24 protein-coding genes are annotated in these 21013 nt (G+C 70.6%); 15 read left to right on the forward strand and 9 right to left on the reverse strand.

The genetic code is table 11. The features are described from left to right. Positions 1–111: 111 nt before the first annotated feature. Positions 112–462, reverse strand: coding sequence for a hypothetical protein (locus OG446_RS25955; protein WP_328896285.1), 351 nt, complete (start codon positions 460–462; stop codon positions 112–114). A gap of 129 nt (positions 463–591) precedes the next feature. On the opposite strand from OG446_RS25955, the gene OG446_RS25960 reads away from it, so the two are divergent. The 3 genes from OG446_RS25960 to OG446_RS25970 all read left to right on the forward strand — a co-directional run bounded on the left by OG446_RS25960 (position 592) and on the right by OG446_RS25970 (position 3252). Beyond that, complete coding sequence (locus OG446_RS25960; RefSeq protein ID WP_328896286.1) at positions 592–1101, forward strand: DinB family protein; 510 nt, start codon at positions 592–594, stop codon at positions 1099–1101. Positions 1102–1289: 188 nt separating this feature from the next. Further along, positions 1290–2396: a hypothetical protein gene (locus tag OG446_RS25965; protein WP_328896287.1), complete on the forward strand. Its 1107-nt coding sequence runs from the start codon at positions 1290–1292 to the stop codon at positions 2394–2396. 481 nt (positions 2397–2877) lie between these two features. Beyond that, positions 2878–3252, forward strand: a complete 375-nt coding sequence (locus OG446_RS25970; protein WP_328896288.1) for a hypothetical protein — start codon at positions 2878–2880, stop codon at positions 3250–3252. A gap of 268 nt (positions 3253–3520) precedes the next feature. Here OG446_RS25970 and sodN read toward each other — a convergent pair whose 3' ends face one another. After that, positions 3521–3916: a superoxide dismutase, Ni gene (sodN, locus tag OG446_RS25975; protein ID WP_219567071.1), complete on the reverse strand. Its 396-nt coding sequence runs from the start codon at positions 3914–3916 to the stop codon at positions 3521–3523. Between the two features lie 180 nt (positions 3917–4096). Between sodN and sodX the strand changes: the two genes are divergently transcribed. Continuing rightward, positions 4097–4555 carry a nickel-type superoxide dismutase maturation protease gene (gene sodX, locus OG446_RS25980; protein ID WP_328896289.1) on the forward strand — a complete coding sequence of 153 codons (459 nt, stop codon included), beginning with the start codon at positions 4097–4099 and terminating at the stop codon, positions 4553–4555. On the opposite strand, the gene OG446_RS25985 is transcribed toward sodX, so the two are convergent. Continuing rightward, the gene (locus OG446_RS25985; RefSeq protein WP_328896290.1) at positions 4459–5088 is read right to left on the reverse strand and encodes a CGNR zinc finger domain-containing protein; all 630 of its coding nucleotides are present in this window, start codon (positions 5086–5088) and stop codon (positions 4459–4461) included. The two genes, sodX and OG446_RS25985, sit on opposite strands and share 97 nt — an antisense overlap. 75 nt (positions 5089–5163) lie before the next feature. Between OG446_RS25985 and OG446_RS25990 the strand changes: the two genes are divergently transcribed. From OG446_RS25990 to OG446_RS26000, 3 genes are all read left to right on the forward strand, one after another. Next, a complete protein-coding gene (locus tag OG446_RS25990) occupies positions 5164–5940 on the forward strand; it encodes a class I SAM-dependent methyltransferase (RefSeq protein ID WP_328896291.1) in 777 nt (258 codons plus the stop codon). A gap of 148 nt (positions 5941–6088) precedes the next feature. Next, the gene (locus OG446_RS25995; protein WP_328896292.1) at positions 6089–6577 is read left to right on the forward strand and encodes a SigE family RNA polymerase sigma factor; all 489 of its coding nucleotides are present in this window, start codon (positions 6089–6091) and stop codon (positions 6575–6577) included. Beyond that, the gene (locus OG446_RS26000; protein WP_328896293.1) at positions 6574–7338 is read left to right on the forward strand and encodes a hypothetical protein; all 765 of its coding nucleotides are present in this window, start codon (positions 6574–6576) and stop codon (positions 7336–7338) included. The genes OG446_RS25995 and OG446_RS26000 overlap by 4 nt, the downstream gene beginning before the upstream one ends. Before the next feature lie 95 nt (positions 7339–7433). Here OG446_RS26000 and OG446_RS26005 read toward each other — a convergent pair whose 3' ends face one another. Genes OG446_RS26005 through OG446_RS26015 form a run of 3 tightly spaced genes read right to left on the reverse strand, consistent with a single transcriptional unit; the run spans position 7434 to position 10145 of the window. Then, entirely contained in the window at positions 7434–8195 is a 762-nt protein-coding gene (locus tag OG446_RS26005; RefSeq protein ID WP_306071637.1) for an amino acid ABC transporter ATP-binding protein, read from the reverse strand. Next, positions 8192–9142 (reverse strand): amino acid ABC transporter permease, encoded by a 951-nt coding sequence (locus OG446_RS26010; protein ID WP_328896294.1) that lies wholly within the window; start codon positions 9140–9142, stop codon positions 8192–8194. Before OG446_RS26010 ends, OG446_RS26005 begins: the two co-directional genes overlap by 4 nt. A gap of 28 nt (positions 9143–9170) precedes the next feature. After that, entirely contained in the window at positions 9171–10145 is a 975-nt protein-coding gene (locus OG446_RS26015; RefSeq protein ID WP_328896295.1) for an ABC transporter substrate-binding protein, read from the reverse strand. Positions 10146–10667: 522 nt separating this feature from the next. Between OG446_RS26015 and OG446_RS26020 the strand changes: the two genes are divergently transcribed. From OG446_RS26020 to OG446_RS26035, 4 genes are all read left to right on the forward strand, one after another. Continuing rightward, a complete protein-coding gene (locus tag OG446_RS26020; RefSeq protein ID WP_328896296.1) occupies positions 10668–11879 on the forward strand; it encodes an NAD(P)-dependent malic enzyme in 1212 nt (403 codons plus the stop codon). A 200-nt stretch (positions 11880–12079) separates the two neighbouring features. Then, the gene (locus OG446_RS26025; protein WP_328896297.1) at positions 12080–13051 is read left to right on the forward strand and encodes a zinc-binding dehydrogenase; all 972 of its coding nucleotides are present in this window, start codon (positions 12080–12082) and stop codon (positions 13049–13051) included. Positions 13052–13083: 32 nt separating this feature from the next. Continuing rightward, positions 13084–13293 carry a helix-turn-helix domain-containing protein gene (locus OG446_RS26030; protein ID WP_328896298.1) on the forward strand — a complete coding sequence of 70 codons (210 nt, stop codon included), beginning with the start codon at positions 13084–13086 and terminating at the stop codon, positions 13291–13293. After that, positions 13293–13868, forward strand: a complete 576-nt coding sequence (locus OG446_RS26035; protein ID WP_328896299.1) for a Clp protease N-terminal domain-containing protein — start codon at positions 13293–13295, stop codon at positions 13866–13868. The genes OG446_RS26030 and OG446_RS26035 overlap by 1 nt, the downstream gene beginning before the upstream one ends. 52 nt (positions 13869–13920) lie before the next feature. On the opposite strand, the gene OG446_RS26040 is transcribed toward OG446_RS26035, so the two are convergent. Both OG446_RS26040 and OG446_RS26045 read right to left on the reverse strand, forming a co-directional pair. Then, a complete protein-coding gene (locus OG446_RS26040) occupies positions 13921–14919 on the reverse strand; it encodes a PadR family transcriptional regulator (protein ID WP_328896300.1) in 999 nt (332 codons plus the stop codon). Position 14920: 1 nt separating this feature from the next. Continuing rightward, the gene (locus OG446_RS26045) at positions 14921–15778 is read right to left on the reverse strand and encodes a DUF4097 family beta strand repeat-containing protein (RefSeq protein WP_328896301.1); all 858 of its coding nucleotides are present in this window, start codon (positions 15776–15778) and stop codon (positions 14921–14923) included. 165 nt (positions 15779–15943) lie between these two features. Between OG446_RS26045 and OG446_RS26050 the strand changes: the two genes are divergently transcribed. Further along, the gene (locus tag OG446_RS26050; RefSeq protein WP_328896302.1) at positions 15944–16795 is read left to right on the forward strand and encodes a hypothetical protein; all 852 of its coding nucleotides are present in this window, start codon (positions 15944–15946) and stop codon (positions 16793–16795) included. 14 nt (positions 16796–16809) lie between these two features. Here OG446_RS26050 and OG446_RS26055 read toward each other — a convergent pair whose 3' ends face one another. Then, positions 16810–16995 carry a DUF6104 family protein gene (locus OG446_RS26055; RefSeq protein WP_046907272.1) on the reverse strand — a complete coding sequence of 62 codons (186 nt, stop codon included), beginning with the start codon at positions 16993–16995 and terminating at the stop codon, positions 16810–16812. Positions 16996–17206: 211 nt separating this feature from the next. On the opposite strand from OG446_RS26055, the gene OG446_RS26060 reads away from it, so the two are divergent. The 3 genes from OG446_RS26060 to OG446_RS26070 all read left to right on the forward strand — a co-directional run bounded on the left by OG446_RS26060 (position 17207) and on the right by OG446_RS26070 (position 20983). Continuing rightward, positions 17207–17755 carry a CU044_2847 family protein gene (locus OG446_RS26060; protein ID WP_328896303.1) on the forward strand — a complete coding sequence of 183 codons (549 nt, stop codon included), beginning with the start codon at positions 17207–17209 and terminating at the stop codon, positions 17753–17755. Further along, complete coding sequence (locus OG446_RS26065) at positions 17752–19836, forward strand: VMAP-C domain-containing protein (protein ID WP_328896304.1); 2085 nt, start codon at positions 17752–17754, stop codon at positions 19834–19836. Before OG446_RS26060 ends, OG446_RS26065 begins: the two co-directional genes overlap by 4 nt. A 127-nt stretch (positions 19837–19963) precedes the next feature. Beyond that, positions 19964–20983, forward strand: a complete 1020-nt coding sequence (locus OG446_RS26070; RefSeq protein WP_328896305.1) for an AAA family ATPase — start codon at positions 19964–19966, stop codon at positions 20981–20983. Positions 20984–21013 lie beyond the last annotated feature (30 nt).

The following is a 21013-nucleotide window of genomic DNA, read 5'->3' on the forward strand; positions in this document are numbered from 1 at the left end:
GCGCGCACTGTACGCAGACGACCACCGACCGGAGACGCGGGGCCACGGGGGCCCCGCGTCTCCGGTCGTCCGCGACCCGGCACGGGGTGGTCGGAGCCTTGAGCCGACGCCTTACGAGGGCGTGGTCCCCGTCTGCCGCTGCTGCCGCACACGCCGCATCATGACCACACCGGGGACGGCGACCGCGGCCAGGACCGGGGTCACGGCGGCGATCCCGAACCAGAGGAAGATGGCGCCGTAACCGTGGGCACCCTTCGCCGAGTTCGCGTCCGCCTCCGCCAGGAGGACAAGGCTCATCACGAACGCCACCAACATGAGGGCAGCGATGATGACGGCGAGCGAGACGAGAAGACCCGCCCACCGCCGGTAGGCGGCGCTGACCGGCCGGGCCTGCGGTGGCGCGTACCTGCTGTACGCACCGGGCACCCGGGCCGGGTGAGGGCCCGGCTGCTGGTTGGACATGGCCCCAGTTCTACTGTGCGGACTCCGGAAACACCACACCCTCGGGCGGCGGCCTGCCACCCAGGAGCCCGGTGGCGCCCAACGCGGACGCCGACGGCTCAACGCAGACACGGACGAGGAGCACGACCGATGACCAGCGACAACCGCATAGGACCGCCCAGTATCGGCAGCGAACGCGACACGCTGCGGGCTTTCCTCGACTACCACCGCGCAACCCTCGCCATGAAGTGCGAGGGGCTCACCGACGAGGAGCTGCGGCAGCAGTCGATGCCGCCGTCCACGCTTTCGCTGCTCGGTCTGGTGCGCCACATGGCGGAGGTGGAGCGTGCTTGGTTCCGTCGAGTGTTCGAGGACAACGGCGCGCCCATGGTCTGGTCCGAAGAGATCGACTTCCAGGCAGCCTACGACGCGAGTGCGTCGACCAGGGACGAGGCGTTCATGGCCTGGGATGCCGAGGTGGAGAACTCGCGCCGCATCGAGCGGGAGGCCGAGTCCTTGGACCGGGCCGGGTATCAGCCCCGGTGGGGCGAAGAGGTGTCGCTGCGGATGGTGATGGTGCACGTGCTTCTGGAGTACGGCCGCCACAACGGGCACGCGGACTTTCTGCGGGAAGGTGTCGACGGGACCGTGGGCGCCTGAGTCCACGGGAGCGATTGACCTCCGCATGCTGATCCGTTCCGGAGATTCACCCGCGGCACCGCGAGGTTCCGGGTGGACTCCGCCACCCAGCGCAGCGGCTACCGCCCGCATCCCGCCCTACGGGTAAACGGGTTGGCCGGCTGACGTCGAGCTGCGAAGATGCGCCTGTTTCCCAAGGTGGAGGGGACTTGTTCGTATTCACGTGTGCGGGATGCGGTGCCCGGTTGACCACCCCGCTGTCCCAGGTCGCGCTGCCGGTTCACGCCCGCCAGAAGTACGGCAACGGTGCCCAGCTCCCGGTGCTCATGCAGGCAGGAACGTTCGCTGTGGACCCGGACCCCTGGGGCGGGCCGTGGCGGATGTGGGACGAGATCGATCCGGACGGGGCAGAGGCACGTGGGATCTGTGCGCCGGTCCGCGCTCTGTCCGACGGCACGCCGGGTGCGAGTGTCATCGCGCCCGGTGACATCCGTGGAACCCGGCTGATTCCTGAGCAACTCGGTGGTGCCTGCTGTGGCCTCGATGGAGCCGACGGGCCCAACCTGGCCTGCGAGGCCTGCGATCTGCCCGCGGCGACCAGGGTCGACGACTGCTCGCTCTGGCAGGCGGTACGGCTCAGTGCGGACACCGTGCACCGCATCCCCGTCGACGGCCCCCGCCCTGTGCCCCTCTCCTGGGCGGAGCTGGCGGAACAGGGGGAGGAAACGCCCTTGTTCGAGCCGATCTCCACGTGGGGAGGACCGTTGGGGCCCAGCCACTACTGGTCGTGGAGTCCGCGGTGGGAGGCCGCAGCCGGCCATGCGCTCGCCCACCTGCTGGTGGCCTCCCGGGGGCAGTCGGTGAAGGTGCCCGACGGCGCGGCCGCGGACGTGTTCCAGCGCGCGCTCGACACGCTTCTGCCCTCAGACACCCCGAAGCGGCGTGCCGTCCTGGCCGGACCGGGACATCCTTCCCCCGACGCGGATGCGGACATCCTCCTCGTACCGCTCCATCCGCAGACGGGCCGGGCCTGGGGCCCCGAGGATCCGGCGGCGTCGGCGTACCTGGTGCCCCTGCCGTTGGGAGTGTGGCTGTGGCTGGTCTCACCACAGCCGTACTTGCCGGTCCCCGTGTCGGGCCGCATGCCCCAGGACGTCCTCCGCGACGACCCGCTCCCACTGCTCCCCAACCAGCTCTTCCGGCCTGATCGGGCAACGTTCCAGAACACTCTGGTCCGGCTGCCGGCCGTGCGCAGCCCATGGATGGGCGCGATCCTCGATCACCTCACGCACGGCACCTCGACCCTGCTCCTCTAGGGGGCGCGTCTGTGGCCCGACGGCCCGACGTCTCGGATCCGATGTCGGGAGGACGCGGGGTCTTCCGGGACCTCTGCTTCTGCTTCGACATGTCCATCACTCCGCCGCCGAGCACGGCCGAACTGACGGCGGTCAGGACCCGACGTGCCCCGATCCTTTGAACAACCCCCAAGGGCAACGGGAGTTGTGCCCCCGCAGCGGTTGGCGGAAGAGATGGTAATGTCACAAACCGCGCAAATTTGGTGCCAGGTAGCGAAGTTGCTGTCTTGGTACGTCACCTGTAGGAGTCGGCGTGGCACCTCGTAAGGGAACCGGCCGGTGCCCCGCTCTCCTGCTGGCCGCCGCATGGGTGACCGGCGTTCTCACCGGGTGCCAGACTCTTGCGGATGCGGCTTCCGCCGCGGGCTGTGAGGGTACCGAGAGCCGGGTTGGCGCGTTGAAGGCGTACGGCATTCTCGACTCCCGGCCTCCGGGGACGATCGTGCCCCAAGGCTTCGAGGATCTCGAGGCCGGCTGCTGGGAGGACAGCGGCGAAGCGTCGTTGTATGCCGAGCGGACCTACGTCTTTCCCGGCGACAAGGCCGACGTGACCCGGTACTACCGGGCCGCAGCGGAGCGCGAAGGCTGGAAGCCGTCTCGGGCCACCCAGCAGTCCGCGAAGGAGGATCAGCCCGGGAACCTGTGCTTCACCCTCGGCAAGGCGGACGACGCGACGATGGTGGACGTCTACTTCCTGACCGAGGAGATCCTCGATGCGGAAGAGCGCAGGACTGGGCCCGAGTTCAGCTCCGGAGCCGGCTACCGCGTAGCCGTATCGTCCACGGCCGACGGTTCCGCGACCAGTTGCCAGGACTGAAGCCGGTCCGCTGAGCAGGACGCACCACCCGGGGCGCTTCCACGCCCCCGCCCTCGTCGCCGACGGAGCGAGCGTCAAGCGAGTTCAGCTGGTCGCCGGCCGCGCTTCCGCCGTCATCACCCTGCGGATCCACGCCCATCTGCGGCCGGGAGAAAAAGACCGCACCCGGTCCGCGACGGACGCCGTCATCGGCGCCCCGCGGACCGGGTGCGGTCAGGTACGAGGGACGCGACCTGCGATATCGCAGATCAGGCGGCCCAACCGGAGATCAGGCCTTCTTGGTCTCCCAGAAGATCTTGTCGATCTCGGCGATCAGGTCGAGCGCCTTCTGGCCCGTGGCCGGGTCCGTGGAGCCCTTCGCGGCCGACAGCGCCTTGAGGGCGTCGTTGACCAGCTGGTGCAGCTCCGGGTACTTCTCGAAGTGCGGGGGCTTGAAGTAGTCGCTCCACAGCACCGAGACGTGGTGCTTGGCGAGCTCGGCGCGCTGCTCCTTGATGACCACCGCGCGGGCCCGGAAGTGCGGGTCCTCGTTGGCCTGGTACTTCTCCTGGACGGCCTTGACGGACTCCGCCTCGATGCGGGCCTGGGCCGGGTCGTACACGCCGCAGGGGAGGTCGCAGTGGGCGCTGACCTTCACCTTGGGGGCAAACAGGCGGGAAAGCATGGGGCTGTCCTTCCTCGTGATCGTCTTCTCAGGTGGGACATTACTCCGTGAGAAGCGTGTTTTTGCGGGTGCCCCCATGGGCTTAGGCCAAAAGTCCAGGGTGAGGATGAGACCAGTGGCCGAATTTACGGAACCCTGTGAGGGACGGTGTACTGGACGGACCGGGGAGGTGCCGGAGAGATGCGGGAGGTGCCGGAGGTGCCGGAACTGACCGATGACCAGCCACGAAGGGGGCTGGCGGCGAGAGTGCCGTTCCAGGTGGTGGAGGTGACGGGGCCCTCGATGGTGCCCACGCTCCACCACGGGGACTGGCTGCTCGTGCAGTACGGGGCGCAGGTGCGCCCCGGTGACGTGGTGATTCTGCGGCATCCGTTCCAGCAGGACCTGCTGGTCGTGAAGAGGGCCGTGGAGCGGCGGGCCGGGGGCTGGTGGGTACTGGGGGACAACCGGTTCGCGGGCGGGGACAGCACGGACTACGGGACCGTGCCCGAGGAGCTCGTCCTGGCCAGGGTCCGGGCCCGGTACCGGCCGCTGACGAAGGATCAGCGCTCGGTGCGCGGGGTGGCGGGCTGGGCCGTGTCCGCGTTGCGGCCGGTCTCCGCGGCCCGTTCCGTCTCCAGGCGCTTCCGGGCCCGGTAGGCGGCCACGTTGGCGCGCGTCGCGCAGCGGTCCGAGCAGTAGCGGCGGGAGCGGTTGGTCGAGGTGTCGAGGTAGGCGTTGCGGCACGGTGCCGCCTCGCACAGGCCGAGCCGGTCCACGCCGTACGACGTGAGGTGGAAGGCGAGGCCCATCGCCGCGATCGCGGCGTAGCCCGCCGTGGCGTTGGACGGGTGGTCGGTCAGGTGCATGTGCCAGTCCGGCTTGCCGTCCGCGTCCCGGATGTCGTGCCCGGAGATCTGCGGGCTGACGGGGAACTCCAGCAGGAGCGAGTTGAGCAGGTCGACCGCGAGCGTCTCGTCGCCGCCGTCGGCCGCTTCGAAGACCGCGCGCATCCGGGCCCGTACGGACCGGAAGCGGGTCACGTCCGCGTCAGTCGCCCGCCGTGCGGCCTGTCCGTTGGCGCCGAAGAGCTCGCGCACCGCGTCGACCGAGGTGAGGGCGTCCTTGTTGCGAGCCGGCTCCTCGGTGTTGACCAGACGCACGGCGTAGTCCGAGTAATAGGCCAGTTCCACTTGCAGTCCTTACGGCGTCGGTCTAGGGTCGATGCGGTGATGAAGTAATGGGCTTCTAGGGGTCCAGGGTATTACATGGGAGGGTTTCGGGTGACGGAGACAGCTACGGGCACCGACTGGCAGGCCTGGCAGGAAAGCTGGGACCGGCAGCAGGAGTGGTACCTGCCCGACCGCGAGGAGCGCTTCCGGGTCATGCTCGACATGGTCGAGGCCTTCACCGGCCCGGAACCGCGGGTGCTCGACCTCGCGTGCGGTACGGGAAGTATTACGGACAGGCTGCTGCGGCGGTTCCCGAACGCCACCAGCACCGGCGTCGACCTCGACCCGGCGCTGCTCGCCATCGCCCGCGGCACCTTCGCCGGCGACGAGCGCGTCAGCTTCGTGACCGCCGACCTCAAGGACCCGCGGTGGACGGAGCGGCTGCCCCACGACTCGTACGACGCCGTCCTCACCGCCACGGCCCTGCACTGGCTGCACAGTGAGCCGCTCACGGCGCTGTACGGGCAGATCGGCGGCCTCGTCCGGGACGGCGGTGTGTTCATGAACGCCGACCGCATGATCGAGACGGGTACTCCCCGGATCAACGCCGCCGAACGCGCCCACCGGCACGCCGGTATGGACCGGGCCAAGGCAGCCGGGGTCCTGGACTGGGCGCAGTGGTGGGCGCTGGCCGCGAAGGACCCGGTGCTCGCCGGGCCCACCGCCGAGCGGTTCGCGATCTACGGCGAGCACGCCGACGGCGACACCCCCTCTGCGGCATGGCATGCGGACACCCTGCGCGCCGCGGGGTTCGCCGAGGCGCGGTCCGTCTGGTCCTCGCCCTCGGACAGTCTGGTGCTCGCGGTGAAGTAGCGGCACCATGCGGGGCGGGGCGGTACGGACGACGGTCCGGACCGCCCCGCCAACTTTTTGTGACCGGCCACTGCAACCCGCCCTGCGTCCCACCGCACTGGAAGGGTGAGACGGTCCGCGCCCGCGGACCGGGGGAGGGACCCTGACGATGCGGAGCGATGACGACGACGCGCTGCACGCCTTCGTCGAGAGCAGACGCACCGCGCTGTTTCGCAGCGCGTATCTGCTCTGCGGCGACCGGCACGAGGCCGAGGACCTGGTCCAGGCGACGCTGGTCAAGGTGGTGCTCGGCGGACGGCGGCACGGGCGGCTCGACAACATCGAGGCGTACGCGCGCAAGACGCTGGTCAATACCTTCATCGCGTCCCGCCGCCGGTTCTGGCGGCGCGAGCACTCGTACGGCGAACTGCCCGAACGGGCGGTCCACGCGCCCGACACGGACACCGGCCTCGCGGTACGGGCGGCACTCGCCCGGCTCACGCCCAGGCAGCGGGCCGTTCTGGTGCTGCGCTTCTGGGAGGACCTGAGCGTCGAGGCCACGGCCCAGGTGCTCGGGATGCGGGAGAACACGGTCAAGAGCCACACGGCTCGGGGGTTGGCGGCGCTGCGCGCCGAGATGGCGGAGGAATTGGTATGAACGACGTGCATGAGCTGCTGGGGCGGGCCGCCGAGGACGCGGGACAGCCGGTCATCAGTACGGAGGGGGTCTACGCGAGGGCGGCCTGGGTGCGCACCCGCCGACGGGTGGCGGTGTCGGCCGCGGCGGTGTGCGCGGTGGCCGCGGGCGCGTTCGTCGTGCCCGGGCTCTCGGGGCAGTCCCCGCAGAAGGCCTCGGTGGCCGCCCCCACCGAACTGGTCGGCAACAGCGGACGGGCCCAGCAGCTCGTCAAGCTGCTGCCCGCGGACGTGGGGGCCGTCGAGCAGGTCTCGCTCGCCGTCATCATCAAGCACGCGACGGTGGAGCAGGCCGAGGAGCACTCGGCCGGGCCGTTGGACGGGCATTACGCGGTCCGCAGGGACGGCGGCGTCGGCTACCTCACGGTCAACGTCATGAACGCGAAGATGCTGGAGAAGAAGCTCGGGGGCCGGCCCGCGGACACGAATCCGTGCCAGGCCGGTCCCGGAGAGCCGCAGCGTACGGACTGTGTCCGCGAGGAACTGCCGGACGGGCGGGTGCTGACCATCTGGAGCGACGCGATGGACTACGGCGACGGCACCCCGCAATGGGGGCCGGAACTGGCTGCCCGGATCACGCTCAAGGACGGCGGGCAGCTCGCCGTACGGGACAGCACCGGCTTCGAGGCCGACACCGCGCTGGGGCCGCTGCTCAAGACCCCGCCGCTCACGCGGGCGCAGCTGCGGGACCTGATGCTCAGGCCGGAAGTGCTGCCGAAGTAGCCGCACCTGCGGACGGCAGGGCGGTCCGCGTACGTGCGCAAGAGGGCGGTACGGACCGGCATGGTCCGTACCGCCCTCACGCGCGTACGCGGCAGTTACAGCACCTTCGACAGGAACGACTTCGTCCGGTCGTGCTGCGGGTTGGTCAGGACGTCGCGCGGGTGGCCCGACTCGACGACCACGCCGTCGTCCATGAAGACCAGTGCGTCGCCGACCTCACGGGCGAAGCCCATCTCGTGGGTCACGACGATCATCGTCATGCCGTCCTCGGCGAGACCGCGCATGACGTCGAGCACGTCGCCCACCAGCTCCGGGTCGAGCGCCGAGGTGGGCTCGTCGAAGAGCATCAGCTTCGGCTCCATGGCCAGCGCCCGGGCGATGGCCACCCGCTGCTGCTGTCCGCCGGAGAGCTGCGAGGGGTAGTTCTTCGCCTTGTCGGACAGACCGACGCGGTCCAGGAGGCGTTCGGCGCGGGCCCGGGCGACCGCCCGGGACTCGCCCTTGACCTGGACGGGGGCCTCCATGACGTTCTCGATCGCCGTCATGTGGGGGAACAGGTTGAAGCGCTGGAAGACCATGCCGATGTCACGGCGCTTCAGGGCGACTTCGCTGTCCTTGAGCTCGTAGAGCTTGTCGCCCTTCTGGCGGTAGCCCACCAGCTCGCCGTCGACGGACAGCCGGCCGGCACTGATCTGCTCCAGGTGGTTGATGCACCGCAGGAAGGTCGACTTGCCGGAACCGGACGGGCCGATCAGACAGAAGACCTCGCGCGGGGCGACCTCCAGGTCGATGCCCTTGAGGATGTGCGCGGCGCCGAAGGACTTGTGGACGCCCTCGGCCTTCACCATGGCGGTCATGCCATGCCTCCCTTCGGGCGGCCCAGCGACAGCAGATTGGCCCGGATCTTCTGCATCGGTGTGGGCGGCAGACTGCGGCTGGAGCCACGGGCGTAGTAACGCTCCAGGTAGTACTGCCCGATGCTCAGCACCGAGGTCATGACCAGATACCAGGCAGCGGCGAGGAAGTACATCTCCACCGGGGCCCCGGACGCCTGCCCGATGTCCTGGGCGTACTTGAAGAGTTCGTAGAACTGGACGGCGGCCACCAGCGACGTGGTCTTCAGCATGTTGATGACCTCGTTGCCCGTGGGAGGCACGATCACCCGCATCGCCTGGGGGATCACGACCCGGCGCAGCGTCTTGCTGTGGCTCATGCCGAGCGCGTGCGAGGCCTCCGTCTGGCCCTCGTCGACCGAGAGCAGACCGGCACGGCAGATCTCCGCCATGTACGCGGCCTCGTTGAGGCCGAGGCCGAGCAGCGCCGTCAGCAGCGGCGTCATGAAGCTCGACCAGTAGTCCTTGTAGATCGGCCCGAGGTTGATGTACTCGAAGACCAGACCGAGGTTGAACCAGACGAAGAGCTGGACCAGGACCGGCGTACCGCGGAAGAACCAGATGTACGACCACGCGATCGACGAGGTCACCGGGTTCTTCGACAGGCGCATCACGGCCAGCAGGATGCCGCCGACCACGCCGATCACCATCGACAGGACGGTCAGCAGCAGCGTCTGGCCGACGCCCTTGATGATCCGGTCGTCGAAGAAGTAGTCCGGGACCGCGCCCCAGTTGATCTTGCCCTGGCTGAAGGCGTAGATGATGGCGAAGAGCGCGGCGATGGCGATGACCGCCGAGACGTACCGGCCGTAGTGCCGGACCGGGATGGCCTTGATCGCCTCCGGACCGGCCGGCGGTGTGGGGGGTGCGGGCGACCGGTCGGCCGGGCCCGTCTTCTCGATGTCAGTCACGGCTGATGCCTTTCAGCGCCGGATCCGGTCAGGATCCGCCGTTCAGCTTGGCCTCGGTGACCGCGCCGGCCTCCACGCCCCACTTGGCGATGATCTTCTCGTACTCGCCGTTCTTGATGATCGCCTCCAGGGCCGCCTGGATGGCCTTGGTGAGCTGGTCGTTGCCCTTGGCGACGGCGATGCCGTACGGGGCCGCCTCGACCTGCTCGCCGACGATCTGGAAGTCCTTGCCGCCGCCCGAGGTCTTCACCGCGTACGCGGCGACCGGGAAGTCGGAGGAGCCGGCGTCGGCGCCGCCGGAGCGCAGCCGGGTCTGGGCCTGGAGGTCGTTGTCGTACGACTCGATGGCGATCTTCTTGCCGCCGGTGCACTTCTTGGACTCGGCCTTGGCCAGGTCGTTGGAGACGGTGTTGCGCTGGACGGCGATCTTCTTGCCGCAGAGGTCGGCCCAGGTCTTGATCCCCTGGTCGTCGCCCTTCTTGGTGTAGATCGAGACACCGGCGGTGAAGTAGTCGATGAAGTCGACGCCCTCGCCCACCTTCTTCTTCGTCTCGGGGTCGATGCCCTCCTGACGGTCCTTGGTGTCCGTCATGGCCGACATCGCCACGTCGTAGCGCTTGGCGCGCAGACCGGTGACCAGGGTGTCGAAGGTGCCGTTCTCGAACTGGAACTCCACGCCCAGCTCCTTGCCCAGCGCGGCGGCCAGGTCCGGGTCGATGCCGACCGTCTTGCCGGAACCGTCCTTGAACTCGACCGGCGGGTACGCGATGTCCGAACCGACCTTGATGACGCCCTTGGACTTGATGTCCGCGGGGAGGAGGTCGGCGGGGGAGGAGGCCGCGGCGGACGCGCCGTCGCTGGTCTTGGCGGAGGCCGAGTCGTCGGCGTTGTTCTTCGTCTGGTCGCCACAGGCGGTCAGCAGCATGGTGCCGGCGACCGCGATGGCGCCGACCGCGGCAATCCGGGACTTCGCGGTCATGCGACGGGTGGTACGTGCGGTCATGGTGGGGTTCCTCCGGCAGGTGAAGGGGGTGTCGCCAGGCGGTATGGCACACGGCGTCGAGTGTCGCCGCCTTGTGTGATTACGGCATCTTGCCATTCGGACTAGCCCAATCAGGGGGCACCGCATGTCAAAATCGGGTAACGGGACACCCCCGAACCCAGTGGGCCGGCACATCAAGGCCGGACCTTTCCCTGGAATCGCTTCTTCCTGCCGGAAGATCCATCGCCCTGGACCTGCTCTGGGCGGATTTCGTGTCGCCTGGCCGACTTGTGTGTATGTCCCACTATGAGACGCGTCACCGTGGGGATACCGACTCGTCCGCGGTGCGGCCTGTCCGGTAAGAAGGACGTTTACACCCCTCATCCGGGGCTCAGGGCGCGTGTGCGGCGCGCCCGCGCGTATGAATCCCTCCCTGCCGAGGCGGACCAATCGCCAGTGCGGGGAACGTACGCGGTGCCCACCCACCCCTCCTCAACCAGGAGTGGCCACCCTCGAACGATGAAGACTTAAGGGGTCAACACCATGGCAGCGGAGATCGTCAATCCTCGCAGCGACAGCAATACGGACAGCACCACCGACGAGCCGTTCGATCCGGCCTTCGCGCTCCACCGGGGCGGGAAGATGGCCGTGCAGGCCACCGTCCCGATCCGGGACAAGGACGACCTGTCCCTCGCGTACACGCCCGGCGTGGCGAAGGTGTGCAGCGCGATCGCCGAGAATCCGGAGCTCGTCCACGACTACACCTGGAAGTCGCAGGTCGTCGCCGTCGTGACGGACGGCACCGCGGTGCTCGGTCTCGGCGACATCGGCCCCGAGGCCTCCCTCCCCGTGATGGAGGGCAAGGCGATCCTGTTCAAGCAGTTCGGCGGCGTGGACGCGGTGCCGATCGCGCTCGCGACCACCGACGCGGACGAGATCGTGGAGACCGTCGTCCGGCTCGCCCCGTCCTTCGGCGGTGTGAACCTGGAGGACATCTCGGCGCCGCGCTGCTTCGAGATCGAGCGCAAGCTCCAGGAGCGGCTCGACATTCCCGTCTTCCACGACGACCAGCACGGCACGGCCGTGGTCACGCTCGCCGCCCTGCGCAACGCGGCGAAGCTGTCCGGGCGCAGCCTGGGCGAGCTGCGCGGCGTCATCTCGGGCGCGGGTGCGGCCGGGGTCGCGATCGCCAAGTTCCTGCTGGAGGCGGGGCTCGGCGACGTGGCCGTCGCCGACCGCAAGGGCATCGTCAGCCGGGACCGCGATGACCTGACCGACGTCAAGCGGGAGCTTGCCGAGCTCACCAACAAGGCCGGGATCTCGGGATCCCTGGCGGACGCGCTGGCCGGTGCGGACATCTTCATCGGTGTCTCCGGCGGTACGGTCCCGGAGCCGGCCGTCGCCTCGATGGCACCCGGAGCCTTCGTCTTCGCCATGGCGAACCCGAATCCCGAGGTGCACCCCGACATCGCGCACAAGTACGCGGCGGTCGTGGCGACAGGCCGGTCGGACTACCCGAATCAGATCAACAACGTGCTGGCGTTCCCCGGCATCTTCGCGGGTGCGCTCCAGGTGCGGGCGTCGCGGATCACCGAGGGCATGAAGATCGCCGCGGCGAACGCGCTGGCCGACGTGGTGGGCGACGAGCTGGCCGCCGACTACGTGATCCCGTCGCCGTTCGACGAGCGCGTCGCCCCGGCGGTGACGGCCGCGGTGGCCGCGGCCGCGCGGGCGGAGGGTGTCGCCCGGCGTTGAGGTGAGTGAGTGCGGGGGTCCGGGCGCGGTGCCTCTTCGGGGGCGCTGCCCCCGGACCCCCGCTTCTCAATCGCCGGAGGGGCTGGATTTTGCCCCCGGCGCTCGAATGAACCGGGCCGAGGCCGGTCACTGAGACGCGCGGCGCGTGTCACACCCGCAGCCGGTTACGCCCGGCCACGGCCCCGCCTATCGTCGGGCCCATGTTCGCCGCCTACGCATCCCGCCTCGACCGCGACCACCCCCTCAACGGCCTTGAGCTGGGCGAACGCCCGGCTCCCGAGGCGCGTCCCGGGTGGACCACCGTCAACGTCCGGGCCGCCTCCCTCAACCACCACGACCTCTGGTCCCTGCGCGGTGTCGGGATCACCGAGGACAAGCTGCCGATGATCCTCGGCTGCGACGCCGCGGGCACCGACCAGGACGGCAACGAGGTCGTCCTGCACTCCGTCATCGGCCAGACCGGACACGGGGTCGGCCCCGACGAGCCCCGCTCCATCCTCACCGAGCGCTACCAGGGCACGTTCGCCGAGCAGGTGACCGTCCCCAGCTGGAACGTGCTGCCGAAGCCGAAGGAGCTCACCTTCGAGCAGGCCGCCTGTCTGCCCACCGCCTGGCTGACCGCGTACCGCATGCTCTTCACCAACGCCGGGGTGCGGCCCGGTGACTCGGTCCTCGTCCAGGGTGCCGGTGGCGGTGTCGCGACCGCCGCGATCGTGCTCGGCCGGGCCGCCGGCCTGCGGATCTACGCCACCAGCCGTGACGAGGCCAAACGCGAGCGGGCCGTCGAACTCGGCGCGATCGAGGCGTACGAGCCCGGCGCGCGGCTGCCCCACCGGGTCGACGCCGTCATCGAGACGGTCGGCGCCGCCACCTGGTCGCACTCCGTCAAGTCCCTGCGCCCCGGCGGCACGCTGGTCATCTCCGGGGCCACCAGCGGCGACCGGCCCTCGCACGCCGAACTGACCCGGATCTTCTTCCTGGAACTGAAGGTCGTCGGCTCGACCATGGGGTCCAAGGACGAGCTGGAGGACCTTCTCGCCTTCTGTGCGACCACGGGGGTGCGGCCCGTCATCGACGAGGTGCTGCCGTTGGAGCGCGCCCGCGAGGGGTTCGAGCGGCTCGCCTCGGGTGACCAGTTCGGGAAGATCGTGCTGACTGTCAACCAGGGTTGACATGCGTCATGGTGTCAACGTAAGTTGACACCATGACCGAAGCAACGGATCTCGCCGAGCGTGCCGGCGACCGTGACCCCCGCGTGGGGCTGCGGTCGGTCGCCGCGTTGCGGCGGCTGCTGGAGCAACTGGAAGCCGTACAAGTCGGAAGCGCCCGGGCGCAGGGCTCGTCGTGGCAGGAGATCGCGGCCGAACTGGGCGTCAGCCGGCAGGCCGTGCACAAGAAGTACGGGAGGCATTGATGTTCGAGCGATTCACCAAGGGCGCCCGCGCCACCGTCACCGGCGCCGTGTCCCACGCCGAACGGGCCGATGCCGGGTCCGTCACCGAGGAGCATCTGCTGCTCTCCCTGCTGGACCAGCAGGGCGGTCGGGCGTCGTTCGCCGTCACGGCGCTGGGCCTCACGGACCGCAGGGCCTCGGTGGAGGCCGCCCTCGCCGATGCGCGCAGACGCGGCGGCATGACCAGGGCCGATGCCGACGCCCTCGCGGACATCGGCATCGATCTCACCGCGATCGTCTCCCGCATCGAGGAGGCGCACGGCGAGGGAGCGCTGCGAGGTGACCGCACGGACCGCCGCTGGTGGACGGGCCATCGCCCGTTCACCAAGGGGGCCAAGAAGATCCTGGAGAAGTCACTGCGGATCGCACTCGGCCGCGGTGACCGCTTCATCGGTGAGGAGCACCTCCTGCTGGCCCTCACCGCGTCCCCCGGAGTCGTCGCCGATGTGCTCACCGAGCACGGCGCCACGTACGAGACGGTCAGCCGTGCGCTGTACGGGGACGGCGAAGCGGGCCGGGACCGCGCGGCGGGCTGAACGACGGGCGGCCCGGGGAGTGTTCCCCGGGCCGCCCCACTTCCCTCTGCTCCTACTTCGCGGGGCCGTCGGTGTCCTTCCGCAGCAGCGCCCCGATGTGGGCCGCCGCCGTCGACAGATGACGGCGGGCCTCCGCGAGCTGCTCCTCCGTCACCCCCCGGTCCCTGGCCGCATCCCGGATGTCGTCGCGGAAGCGGTCGAGCAGGCGGTCCAGGTCGCGCGCCGGGTCACCGGTGCCGCCCGTGTCCTTGCCCCACTCGGGGTCCGGTCCGGCGGCGTCCGGCTTCACGTAGGGCGGCCAGTTGCCGGTGCGGGCGAAGCCGCCCAACTGGCCGGTGATCTCGGCCAGTCCTTCCCGTACGCCTGCCGGCCAGTCGCCCCGGGCGAAGTGGTCCTGGACCTGGCGGGCGGCGTTCTGCATCTGCTCACGCGCCCTGTCCTGGGCCTCCTTGGCCTGACGGCGGGCCTGCTGGGCCTCCTCGCGGGCCCGGCGGGACTCGTCCTTCGCCCGGCGGGCCTGCTCCTTCCACTCCTGCTTCGCCTTGCGCAGCTCCTCCTTGGCGGTGCGCCAGGCCTCCTTGTCGCCGAAGTCCCCGAGGTCGCCGAAGCCGCCGAAGGGCTGCTCCTTGGCGGTCCTTCCGCCCGGCCGGGAGGAGCCCGTGTGCCGCGACTCGTCGGCCGCGGCGCGCATCTCGCTGCGCAGCTTGCCCGCCGCGCCCCGGACGTCGTCGCGGATCTCGGCGGCCAGTTCGGAGACCGACTCCCTGATCTCCAGCTCCAGATCGGCGAGCTCGCCGGTGCGGCCCGCCAGTTCGGCGCGCCCGGCGTCGGTGATCGAGTAGACCTTGCGGCCGCCCTCGGTGGCGTGCGTGACCAGTCCCTCCGCCTCCAGCTTGGCCAGGCGCGGGTAGACGGTGCCCGCGGAGGGGGCGTACAGACCCTGGAAGCGTTCCTCCAGGAGCCTGATCACCTCGTAGCCGTGGCGGGGGGCCTCGTCGAGCAGCTTCAGCAGGTAGAGGCGCAGGCGGCCGTGGGCGAAAACGGGGGGCATGTCAGAGCACCTTTCCGGTCGGCTCGGCGTCGTGCGGTTCGTCCTCGGCCGGTGGGCGGCGCAGCAGGGCGATCGATCCCGAGATCGTCGTCGCCCTCAGTGTCCCCGTTCCGGAGCCCAGGGTGCCGGTGATCTTCTTCGCACCCCACTGGCCGCTGACCCGGAGGTCCTCGAAGCCGTTGGACACGGAGCCGCTCGCGGTGTTCGCCTCGACCCTGGCGTCGGCCGGGTGCGGCAGCCGGATGGCCAGCTCGCCGGAGACGGTGGCCAGCCGGACGTCGGTGGGGCTCCCGGTCGCGTCGAGGTCGAGCACCATGCTGCCGCTGACGGACTCCGCCTTCACGGAGGCTCCGGCGCCCTCGACGACCGTCAGGTCGCCGGAGACCGAGTGGAAGCGCAGATCGCCGGTGACCGCCTGGGCCTCCACGTTGCCGGACACGGTCTCCGCGCCGACCGGCCCGGCGAGCCCGACGAGCGTGGTGTCGCCGGTGACGCCGCGCACGTCGGTGCGACCGCGGACTCCGGAGACGAACGCGCCCGCGCCGACCACGCCGACCTCCACCGCCGACCCGGCCGGGACCGCGAGGGAGACCACCGCGCGGCGGTGCCAGCCCTTGCGGTCGAGCCACTTGAGCATGCTCTGCCAGGTCAGGTCCTCGTACGAGACGGTCAGGACGCCGTCCTGCTGCGTGACGATCAGCGGTGGTCCCTCGATGTCGGAGACCTCCAGCCTGGCGGTCGGCTCGTCGGTCCCGACGACGTTGACCGTCCCGTTGACGATGCGCACGCTCAGTGCGGTCACGGGTTCGTCGAAGGTGAGCTTGCGAGGCTCGGCGATGGCCCACGTCGACACAGGCATGGATCTGACCTCCTGGGGAGCGCGGATGACGCAACATATCGCGTCTCTTGCAGAACACGATATATCGCGGATGAGGGAAGTCAAGGCCGATGTCGAGGGGGCGGGCGGGGTGGTTGACGGTACGAAATGCATCAAAACCGGGCAATCTGTCCTACGGTGTGGGGCATGGACGCGACATCACCCGTGGGGGCACTGCTGCTGTGCCGGGCCGAACCGGACATCGTGCGGCCGGTCGCCCATCTGCTGCGCGAGCGGATGCTGCTCGCGCCCTCCGGGGAGGGCTGGAGCGTCCTCGTGCCGGAGGGAACGCCCTGGCGGGGCGGGAACGCCGGGCAGCCGGCGGAGGGGGAGACCACCGAGCCCGTCGACCGGGTGCTCGGGGGCTGGGCCACCGCACTCGCGGTCGGCTCCACCTGGCCGGTCCTGGCGCTGTGGTGGGACGGCGACCGGGCCGGATACACGCTCGCCGCGGGATTCCGCCGACCGGTCGGCTACGTCTGGCTCGCCGACGGGACCCCCGCCGGTGAGGACGAGGCGATGCGCACGTTCGCCGAACGGCTCGGCCTCGATCCCGTGCTGGACGTCCAGGCCCTCGAAGCCCTGACCCGCCCCGATCCGGAGACGGACGCCCGGGCCCGGATCCGGGGACTGCTCGCCGTGCTCACCCGCATCGGTCTGGAACTCCCGGCGGGCCTGGACCCCGGTGAGCCCTCCGGCCGGCTGGCCGTGGGGGCCGGTCTTGGGCCGGAGACCGAGAAGATCGTGTGGACCGGCTGGAGGGACGCGGTCAGGGTCGAACTCGAAGCCGTCGAGAGCAGTCGCCTGGGGCCCTGGATGCGTGGTCCCCGGGCCCGCGCCCTGGCCGGCGCCCAGCTGGCGGCGGGACTCCCGATGGCCCTCTGGGGAGCGGGCCGGCGCCGGGGCGGATGGGCCTTCGCGGGGGCTTTGCTGATGGCGCACGGGGCGCTCGGCCTCGCGTACGACCGGATCAGGGACGAGGAACCCGGCCGGCGCTGAACGTCCTGGGCCGGTCAGTCCTCGTCGTCGTCCTCGTCGTCCAGCCGGGCCAGCCAGGTGGCGAGGCGCTCGACCGGCACCTCGAAGTCGGGATTGAGATCGACGAACGTACGCAGCTGCTCGGCGAGCCACTCGAAAGTGACCTCTTCCTCGCCTCGCCGCTTCTCCAGCTCCTCGATACCGCGGTCGGTGAAGTACATGGCGCAAAGTTTACCGACCCGCCCCGCTCCCCTCCCACGGGTGAGGCCGTCGGCCCTGGTGGCGGCCCCGTCCCGAGCGGACGACGGTCCGGCCGAGGCCGTGCGGTCCGGCCGAGAACCGGGCCGGTACGCGCCCGCGTCATGGTCCATGTACCTCGCATCGGCCGCCTACGGCCGTTAACCTGCGGGTAGTTGGGGAACGGGGGGCTTCATGGACGACAGCGGGACCCGTATTGCACGCATCGAGATGCCGGACGGCACACCGGTCTGGGCGCGGATCTCCGGAGCCGAGGAGCTGGACCGTCCGGAGCCCGGTGGGCTGACGTTCAAGGACACCGGATTCGGGAACCTCGGCGACCAGGTGCAGGCCCGGGTCGAGAGCCTGCACTCCGTGGTGACCAGCGTCGCGCGCTCGCTCGCCGTGCCGCTGCGTGCGGTGCGGCCGGACGAGGTCAGCGTCGAGTTCGGGATCGAACTCACCGCCAAGTCCGGCAAGGTCGTCGGACTGCTCGCGGACGGCGAGGCCAAGGGCGCGATCAAGGTCACGCTCACCTGGAACGGCGGCGGGCCACCGGTCGATCCGCCCCCACCGGCACCCGTGCCCGTACCCGCTCAGGCACCGGCCCCCGCGATGCCGCCCGCTCCGTTCGCGCCCCCGGCGCCACCGGCGCCCGTGCCCCCGTCGCCGCACGCCGGGGCAGCCCCCGGCGCACCGGCACACCCCGACGGCGCGGGCGACACCGACGGCGGCGGGGCATGACCTCGGACCCCGACGGGGGCGCAGAGGGCGGCCAGGGACAGTCGGACGCTGCTCTTCTGGGCCTCGTGGAGGACGCGACCGTACGCATCCATCGACCGGCGTCCGGGTATGCCCCTGACGGACCGGGCGGCCAGGACCCGGGAGGGGAGTTCCTGGGGAGCGGGTTCTTCATCGCTCCGAGCTGGATCCTGACGTGCGCCCACGTGGCCATGCGGGGGGAGGGGGGCATGGTGAACGTGGTGTTCAAGGGGGACCGGTACAGCGGCGAGCTCGCCGAGGTCCCCGGCAAGGTCGTCGTCGCGATGCCCGGCACCCGGCCGCCGGGGACCGCCGCCTGGCCCGCCCCCGACCTGGCGCTCATCCAGCTCCGCCGGCCCGTCGACCACGCCTGCGTGTACGTCGCCGAGCGCTCCGGGGCCCTGCTCCACGGCAGGGACATCCGCTGCGTGGGATGGGTCAACTCGCCCGGCGGCGGCCTGAAGCTGCGCAACGGCACCTACCGGGTGAACGGTTCCTACGGTGCCGCCGACGACGTGGAGCAGGTCGTCCTCCTCGACGAGGGCTGGCTGGAGCCGGGCATGTCCGGCGGGCCCGTGATCGACTTCGCCCGGGGCGAGGTGGTCGGGGTGGTCAAGTCGCGGCTGGACAGGCAGCAGGGCGGCACGGCCGTAGGGATCGAGCGGCTGCGCACCCTGGAGGTGCCGTCCACACCCATCGAGACCGAGACCGACGACACGTACCAGTCCGTGTTCCACGCCCACGACCGCTACCACGCGGACCGGCACAACGTCGCGGTCGCCACCGAGCGGACCTGGACCGACGTGCAGGGCGAGCTGCCGGGACCTTCCGCCGGCGTCCTCGGCCCCCGACTGCGCGCGGATCTGCTCGGCCGGCTCGCCGAACTCCCGCCACCGGCCAGCACCCGCAGTCTGCTCACCCTCCTCGACCGTCTGCCCGGCGTCCACTCCCGTGACCACCGGCCGGCCCCGCGCGGCTGGCGGGACGGTCTGGGGGTGCTGTACGAGACCCGCGCCCGCGACCGGCAGGCCCGCTTCGAACTGATCGTGCGCTACTGCATGGGCGTCCTCGCGACGGACCGGCCCTGCGGACAGCTCTCCGTCACGAACGCCAAGGCGCTGTGGGGGTGGGTGAAGCGCATCGCCGACGTCGAACTGTCCCGGGATCTGCGCGGGCAGCTCGACATGGAGTGGGCGTCCATCCGGCTGCGCCTGGAACAGAACCGTCAGCAGGCCGTGCGCCCGTCCGTGAGCGAACCCGTCCTGTACGGGGACCGCGACGGAGTCGTGCTGAACGTCGACCTTCAGGGCTGGGCCCGAGACCAGTACGACTGGCGGGTCGCCGTCGACCGGCAGGCCTCGGGGGCGGAGCCCATCGACGAGGACAGCCGCGGCGCCCCGCTCGGCACCGTTCCCGACCGGCTCGCCGCCGCGCTCGCCGAGGCCTTCCGGCGGTGCGACGAGCCGGGCAGTCCGGCGATGCTCCAGGTCGTCGTGGCGCCCGCGCTCTTCGGGCTTCCGGTCGACGACTGGGTGCTTCCGTCGGCCGGGCTGCCGCTCGGGGCCGTACGTCCGGTGGTGCTGCGCAGTTCGTACCAGGGGCCGGCCGAGGAGCGACGGGCGCGCTGGGACACCGGGCCGGTGCCGGGGATCCATGCCGAAGCGGTCGACTGCGAGGACGATCTGAGGGTACGTGTACCGGATGTGACGCGGCTGCGAACCCTGGCGCACGACACCGTTCCGGTCCTCTGCCGCTACGGCAGCCGGCCGGACTCCGACACGACCGCCGGGGTGGTGCGGCTGATCGACGCCGGCTTCGGGGCCGTGCTGCTGCAGCGAAGGGCCGCGGAGGCCGACACGGTCTGCAGGGAGTTCCACCGTCGGGTGGCCGAGGCCGTGTCGGACGCCGGGGCCCGGGACCGGCTGCCGTGGAAGATCCATGAGCTGAGAAGAGGAGTGGGGGCGGGACGTGCGGACATGTTCTGGTCCGACGGGGTCGCCCTGCTCTGCGAGGACCCGAACCGTGCACTGCCGGATTCCGACGCGTTCCTGGAGGCGCCGTGACGCGAAGATTCCCGCCTCGCACCCGGAGGTCAACAGGTCTGCCCCTTACGGGGGTTACTCCGGATCGATACGGTAAGGCTGGTTCGACGGCCGCCGCCAGCAGGCGAGTGACAACGAGGAACACGCTATGAGTGAACCCAGCGAGTGGCTCATCTACCGAGGCATCGGCGAACCGCACGACGAGGTGGCGCAGTTGCCGCCGCCTCCGCCCTGGCGCGATTTCGCCGGTGCGTCCGGCGGAGCGGACGGGGCCGAGTCGGCCGACCGCCGCCTCGGCATTCCCGGACGCATCGCCGATGAGCACCGGCCCGGGGCCGAGGAACTCGAAATGATCAACGCCGCCCTGTACTTGCGGCGTCCGCTGCTGGTCACCGGCGACCCGGGCGCGGGGAAGAGCACGCTGGCCCACTCCGTCGCGCGGGAGCTGGAGTTCGGCAAGGTGCTGCGCTGGCCGGTCGTCAGCCGCACCACACTCCTGGACGGCCTCTACCACTACGACGCCATCGCCCGGCTGCAGGATGTGCAGATCGCCTCGCACGCCTCCGCCGGCGGCGGGACCGGCGCCGACTCGGCCCAGAGCGTGGGCAGTTACATCCGTCTGGGCCCACTGGGCACCGCGCTGCTGCCCTCGGACCGGCCGCGGGTGCTGCTCATCGACGAGCTCGACAAGAGCGACATCGACCTGCCGAACGACCTGCTCAACGTGCTGGAGGAGGGCGAGTTCGCCATCCCCGAGCTGGAACGGATCGCGGACCGGCTGCCCGACGGCGAGGCGGACGTGCTCGACCACGACGGCAACAAGGTGCGGATCAAGGGCGGCCGGGTGCAGTGCCGGGCCTTCCCGTTCGTGGTGCTCACCAGCAACGGGGAGCGGGACTTCCCCGCCCCGCTGATGCGCCGCTGTATTCACCTGGAGCTGGGGCGCCCCGATCACAAGCGGCTGGCCGCGTTCGTCAAGGCGCACCTGGGCGAGGAGGCCGCCCGGTCCAGCGAGGACCTCATCACGCTCTTCCTGGAGCGCTCACGCAGCGAACTCCTGGCCACCGACCAGTTGCTGAACGCGATCTACCTGACCCAGGCGGCGGCCCCGACCGGTCGCGACCGGCTCGCCGACCTGCTCATCCAGCGACTCGACCGGCCGAGGTGACGCGCTGATGCGTGCGGCGGACGGGACGCC

Origin of the sequence: Streptomyces sp. NBC_00236 (genome assembly GCF_036195045.1) — a bacterium.
Lineage (GTDB): Bacteria > Actinomycetota > Actinomycetes > Streptomycetales > Streptomycetaceae > Streptomyces.

What these genes read in the sequence shown, in the direction of transcription:
- OG446_RS26055 (WP_046907272.1), bottom strand. Translation starts at nt 16,995, where the DNA reads ATGTACTTCACCGACCGCGGTATCGAGGAGCTGGAGAAGCGGCGAGGC.
- OG446_RS26020 (WP_328896296.1), top strand. Translation starts at nt 10,668, where the DNA reads ATGGCAGCGGAGATCGTCAATCCTCGCAGCGACAGCAATACGGACAGC.
- OG446_RS25960 (WP_328896286.1), top strand. Translation starts at nt 592, where the DNA reads ATGACCAGCGACAACCGCATAGGACCGCCCAGTATCGGCAGCGAACGC.
- OG446_RS26000 (WP_328896293.1), top strand. Translation starts at nt 6,574, where the DNA reads ATGAACGACGTGCATGAGCTGCTGGGGCGGGCCGCCGAGGACGCGGGA.
- OG446_RS26040 (WP_328896300.1), bottom strand. Translation starts at nt 14,919, where the DNA reads ATGCCCCCCGTTTTCGCCCACGGCCGCCTGCGCCTCTACCTGCTGAAG.
- OG446_RS26050 (WP_328896302.1), top strand. Translation starts at nt 15,944, where the DNA reads ATGGACGCGACATCACCCGTGGGGGCACTGCTGCTGTGCCGGGCCGAA.
- OG446_RS25955 (WP_328896285.1), bottom strand. Translation starts at nt 462, where the DNA reads ATGTCCAACCAGCAGCCGGGCCCTCACCCGGCCCGGGTGCCCGGTGCG.
- sodN (WP_219567071.1), bottom strand. Translation starts at nt 3,916, where the DNA reads ATGCTTTCCCGCCTGTTTGCCCCCAAGGTGAAGGTCAGCGCCCACTGC.
- OG446_RS26030 (WP_328896298.1), top strand. Translation starts at nt 13,084, where the DNA reads ATGACCGAAGCAACGGATCTCGCCGAGCGTGCCGGCGACCGTGACCCC.
- OG446_RS26045 (WP_328896301.1), bottom strand. Translation starts at nt 15,778, where the DNA reads ATGCCTGTGTCGACGTGGGCCATCGCCGAGCCTCGCAAGCTCACCTTC.
- OG446_RS26065 (WP_328896304.1), top strand. Translation starts at nt 17,752, where the DNA reads ATGACCTCGGACCCCGACGGGGGCGCAGAGGGCGGCCAGGGACAGTCG.
- OG446_RS26060 (WP_328896303.1), top strand. Translation starts at nt 17,207, where the DNA reads ATGGACGACAGCGGGACCCGTATTGCACGCATCGAGATGCCGGACGGC.
- sodX (WP_328896289.1), top strand. Translation starts at nt 4,097, where the DNA reads ATGCGGGAGGTGCCGGAGGTGCCGGAACTGACCGATGACCAGCCACGA.
- OG446_RS25990 (WP_328896291.1), top strand. Translation starts at nt 5,164, where the DNA reads ATGGGAGGGTTTCGGGTGACGGAGACAGCTACGGGCACCGACTGGCAG.
- OG446_RS26070 (WP_328896305.1), top strand. Translation starts at nt 19,964, where the DNA reads ATGAGTGAACCCAGCGAGTGGCTCATCTACCGAGGCATCGGCGAACCG.
- OG446_RS26035 (WP_328896299.1), top strand. Translation starts at nt 13,293, where the DNA reads ATGTTCGAGCGATTCACCAAGGGCGCCCGCGCCACCGTCACCGGCGCC.
- OG446_RS26025 (WP_328896297.1), top strand. Translation starts at nt 12,080, where the DNA reads ATGTTCGCCGCCTACGCATCCCGCCTCGACCGCGACCACCCCCTCAAC.
- OG446_RS25995 (WP_328896292.1), top strand. Translation starts at nt 6,089, where the DNA reads ATGCGGAGCGATGACGACGACGCGCTGCACGCCTTCGTCGAGAGCAGA.
- OG446_RS26015 (WP_328896295.1), bottom strand. Translation starts at nt 10,145, where the DNA reads ATGACCGCACGTACCACCCGTCGCATGACCGCGAAGTCCCGGATTGCC.
- OG446_RS26005 (WP_306071637.1), bottom strand. Translation starts at nt 8,195, where the DNA reads ATGACCGCCATGGTGAAGGCCGAGGGCGTCCACAAGTCCTTCGGCGCC.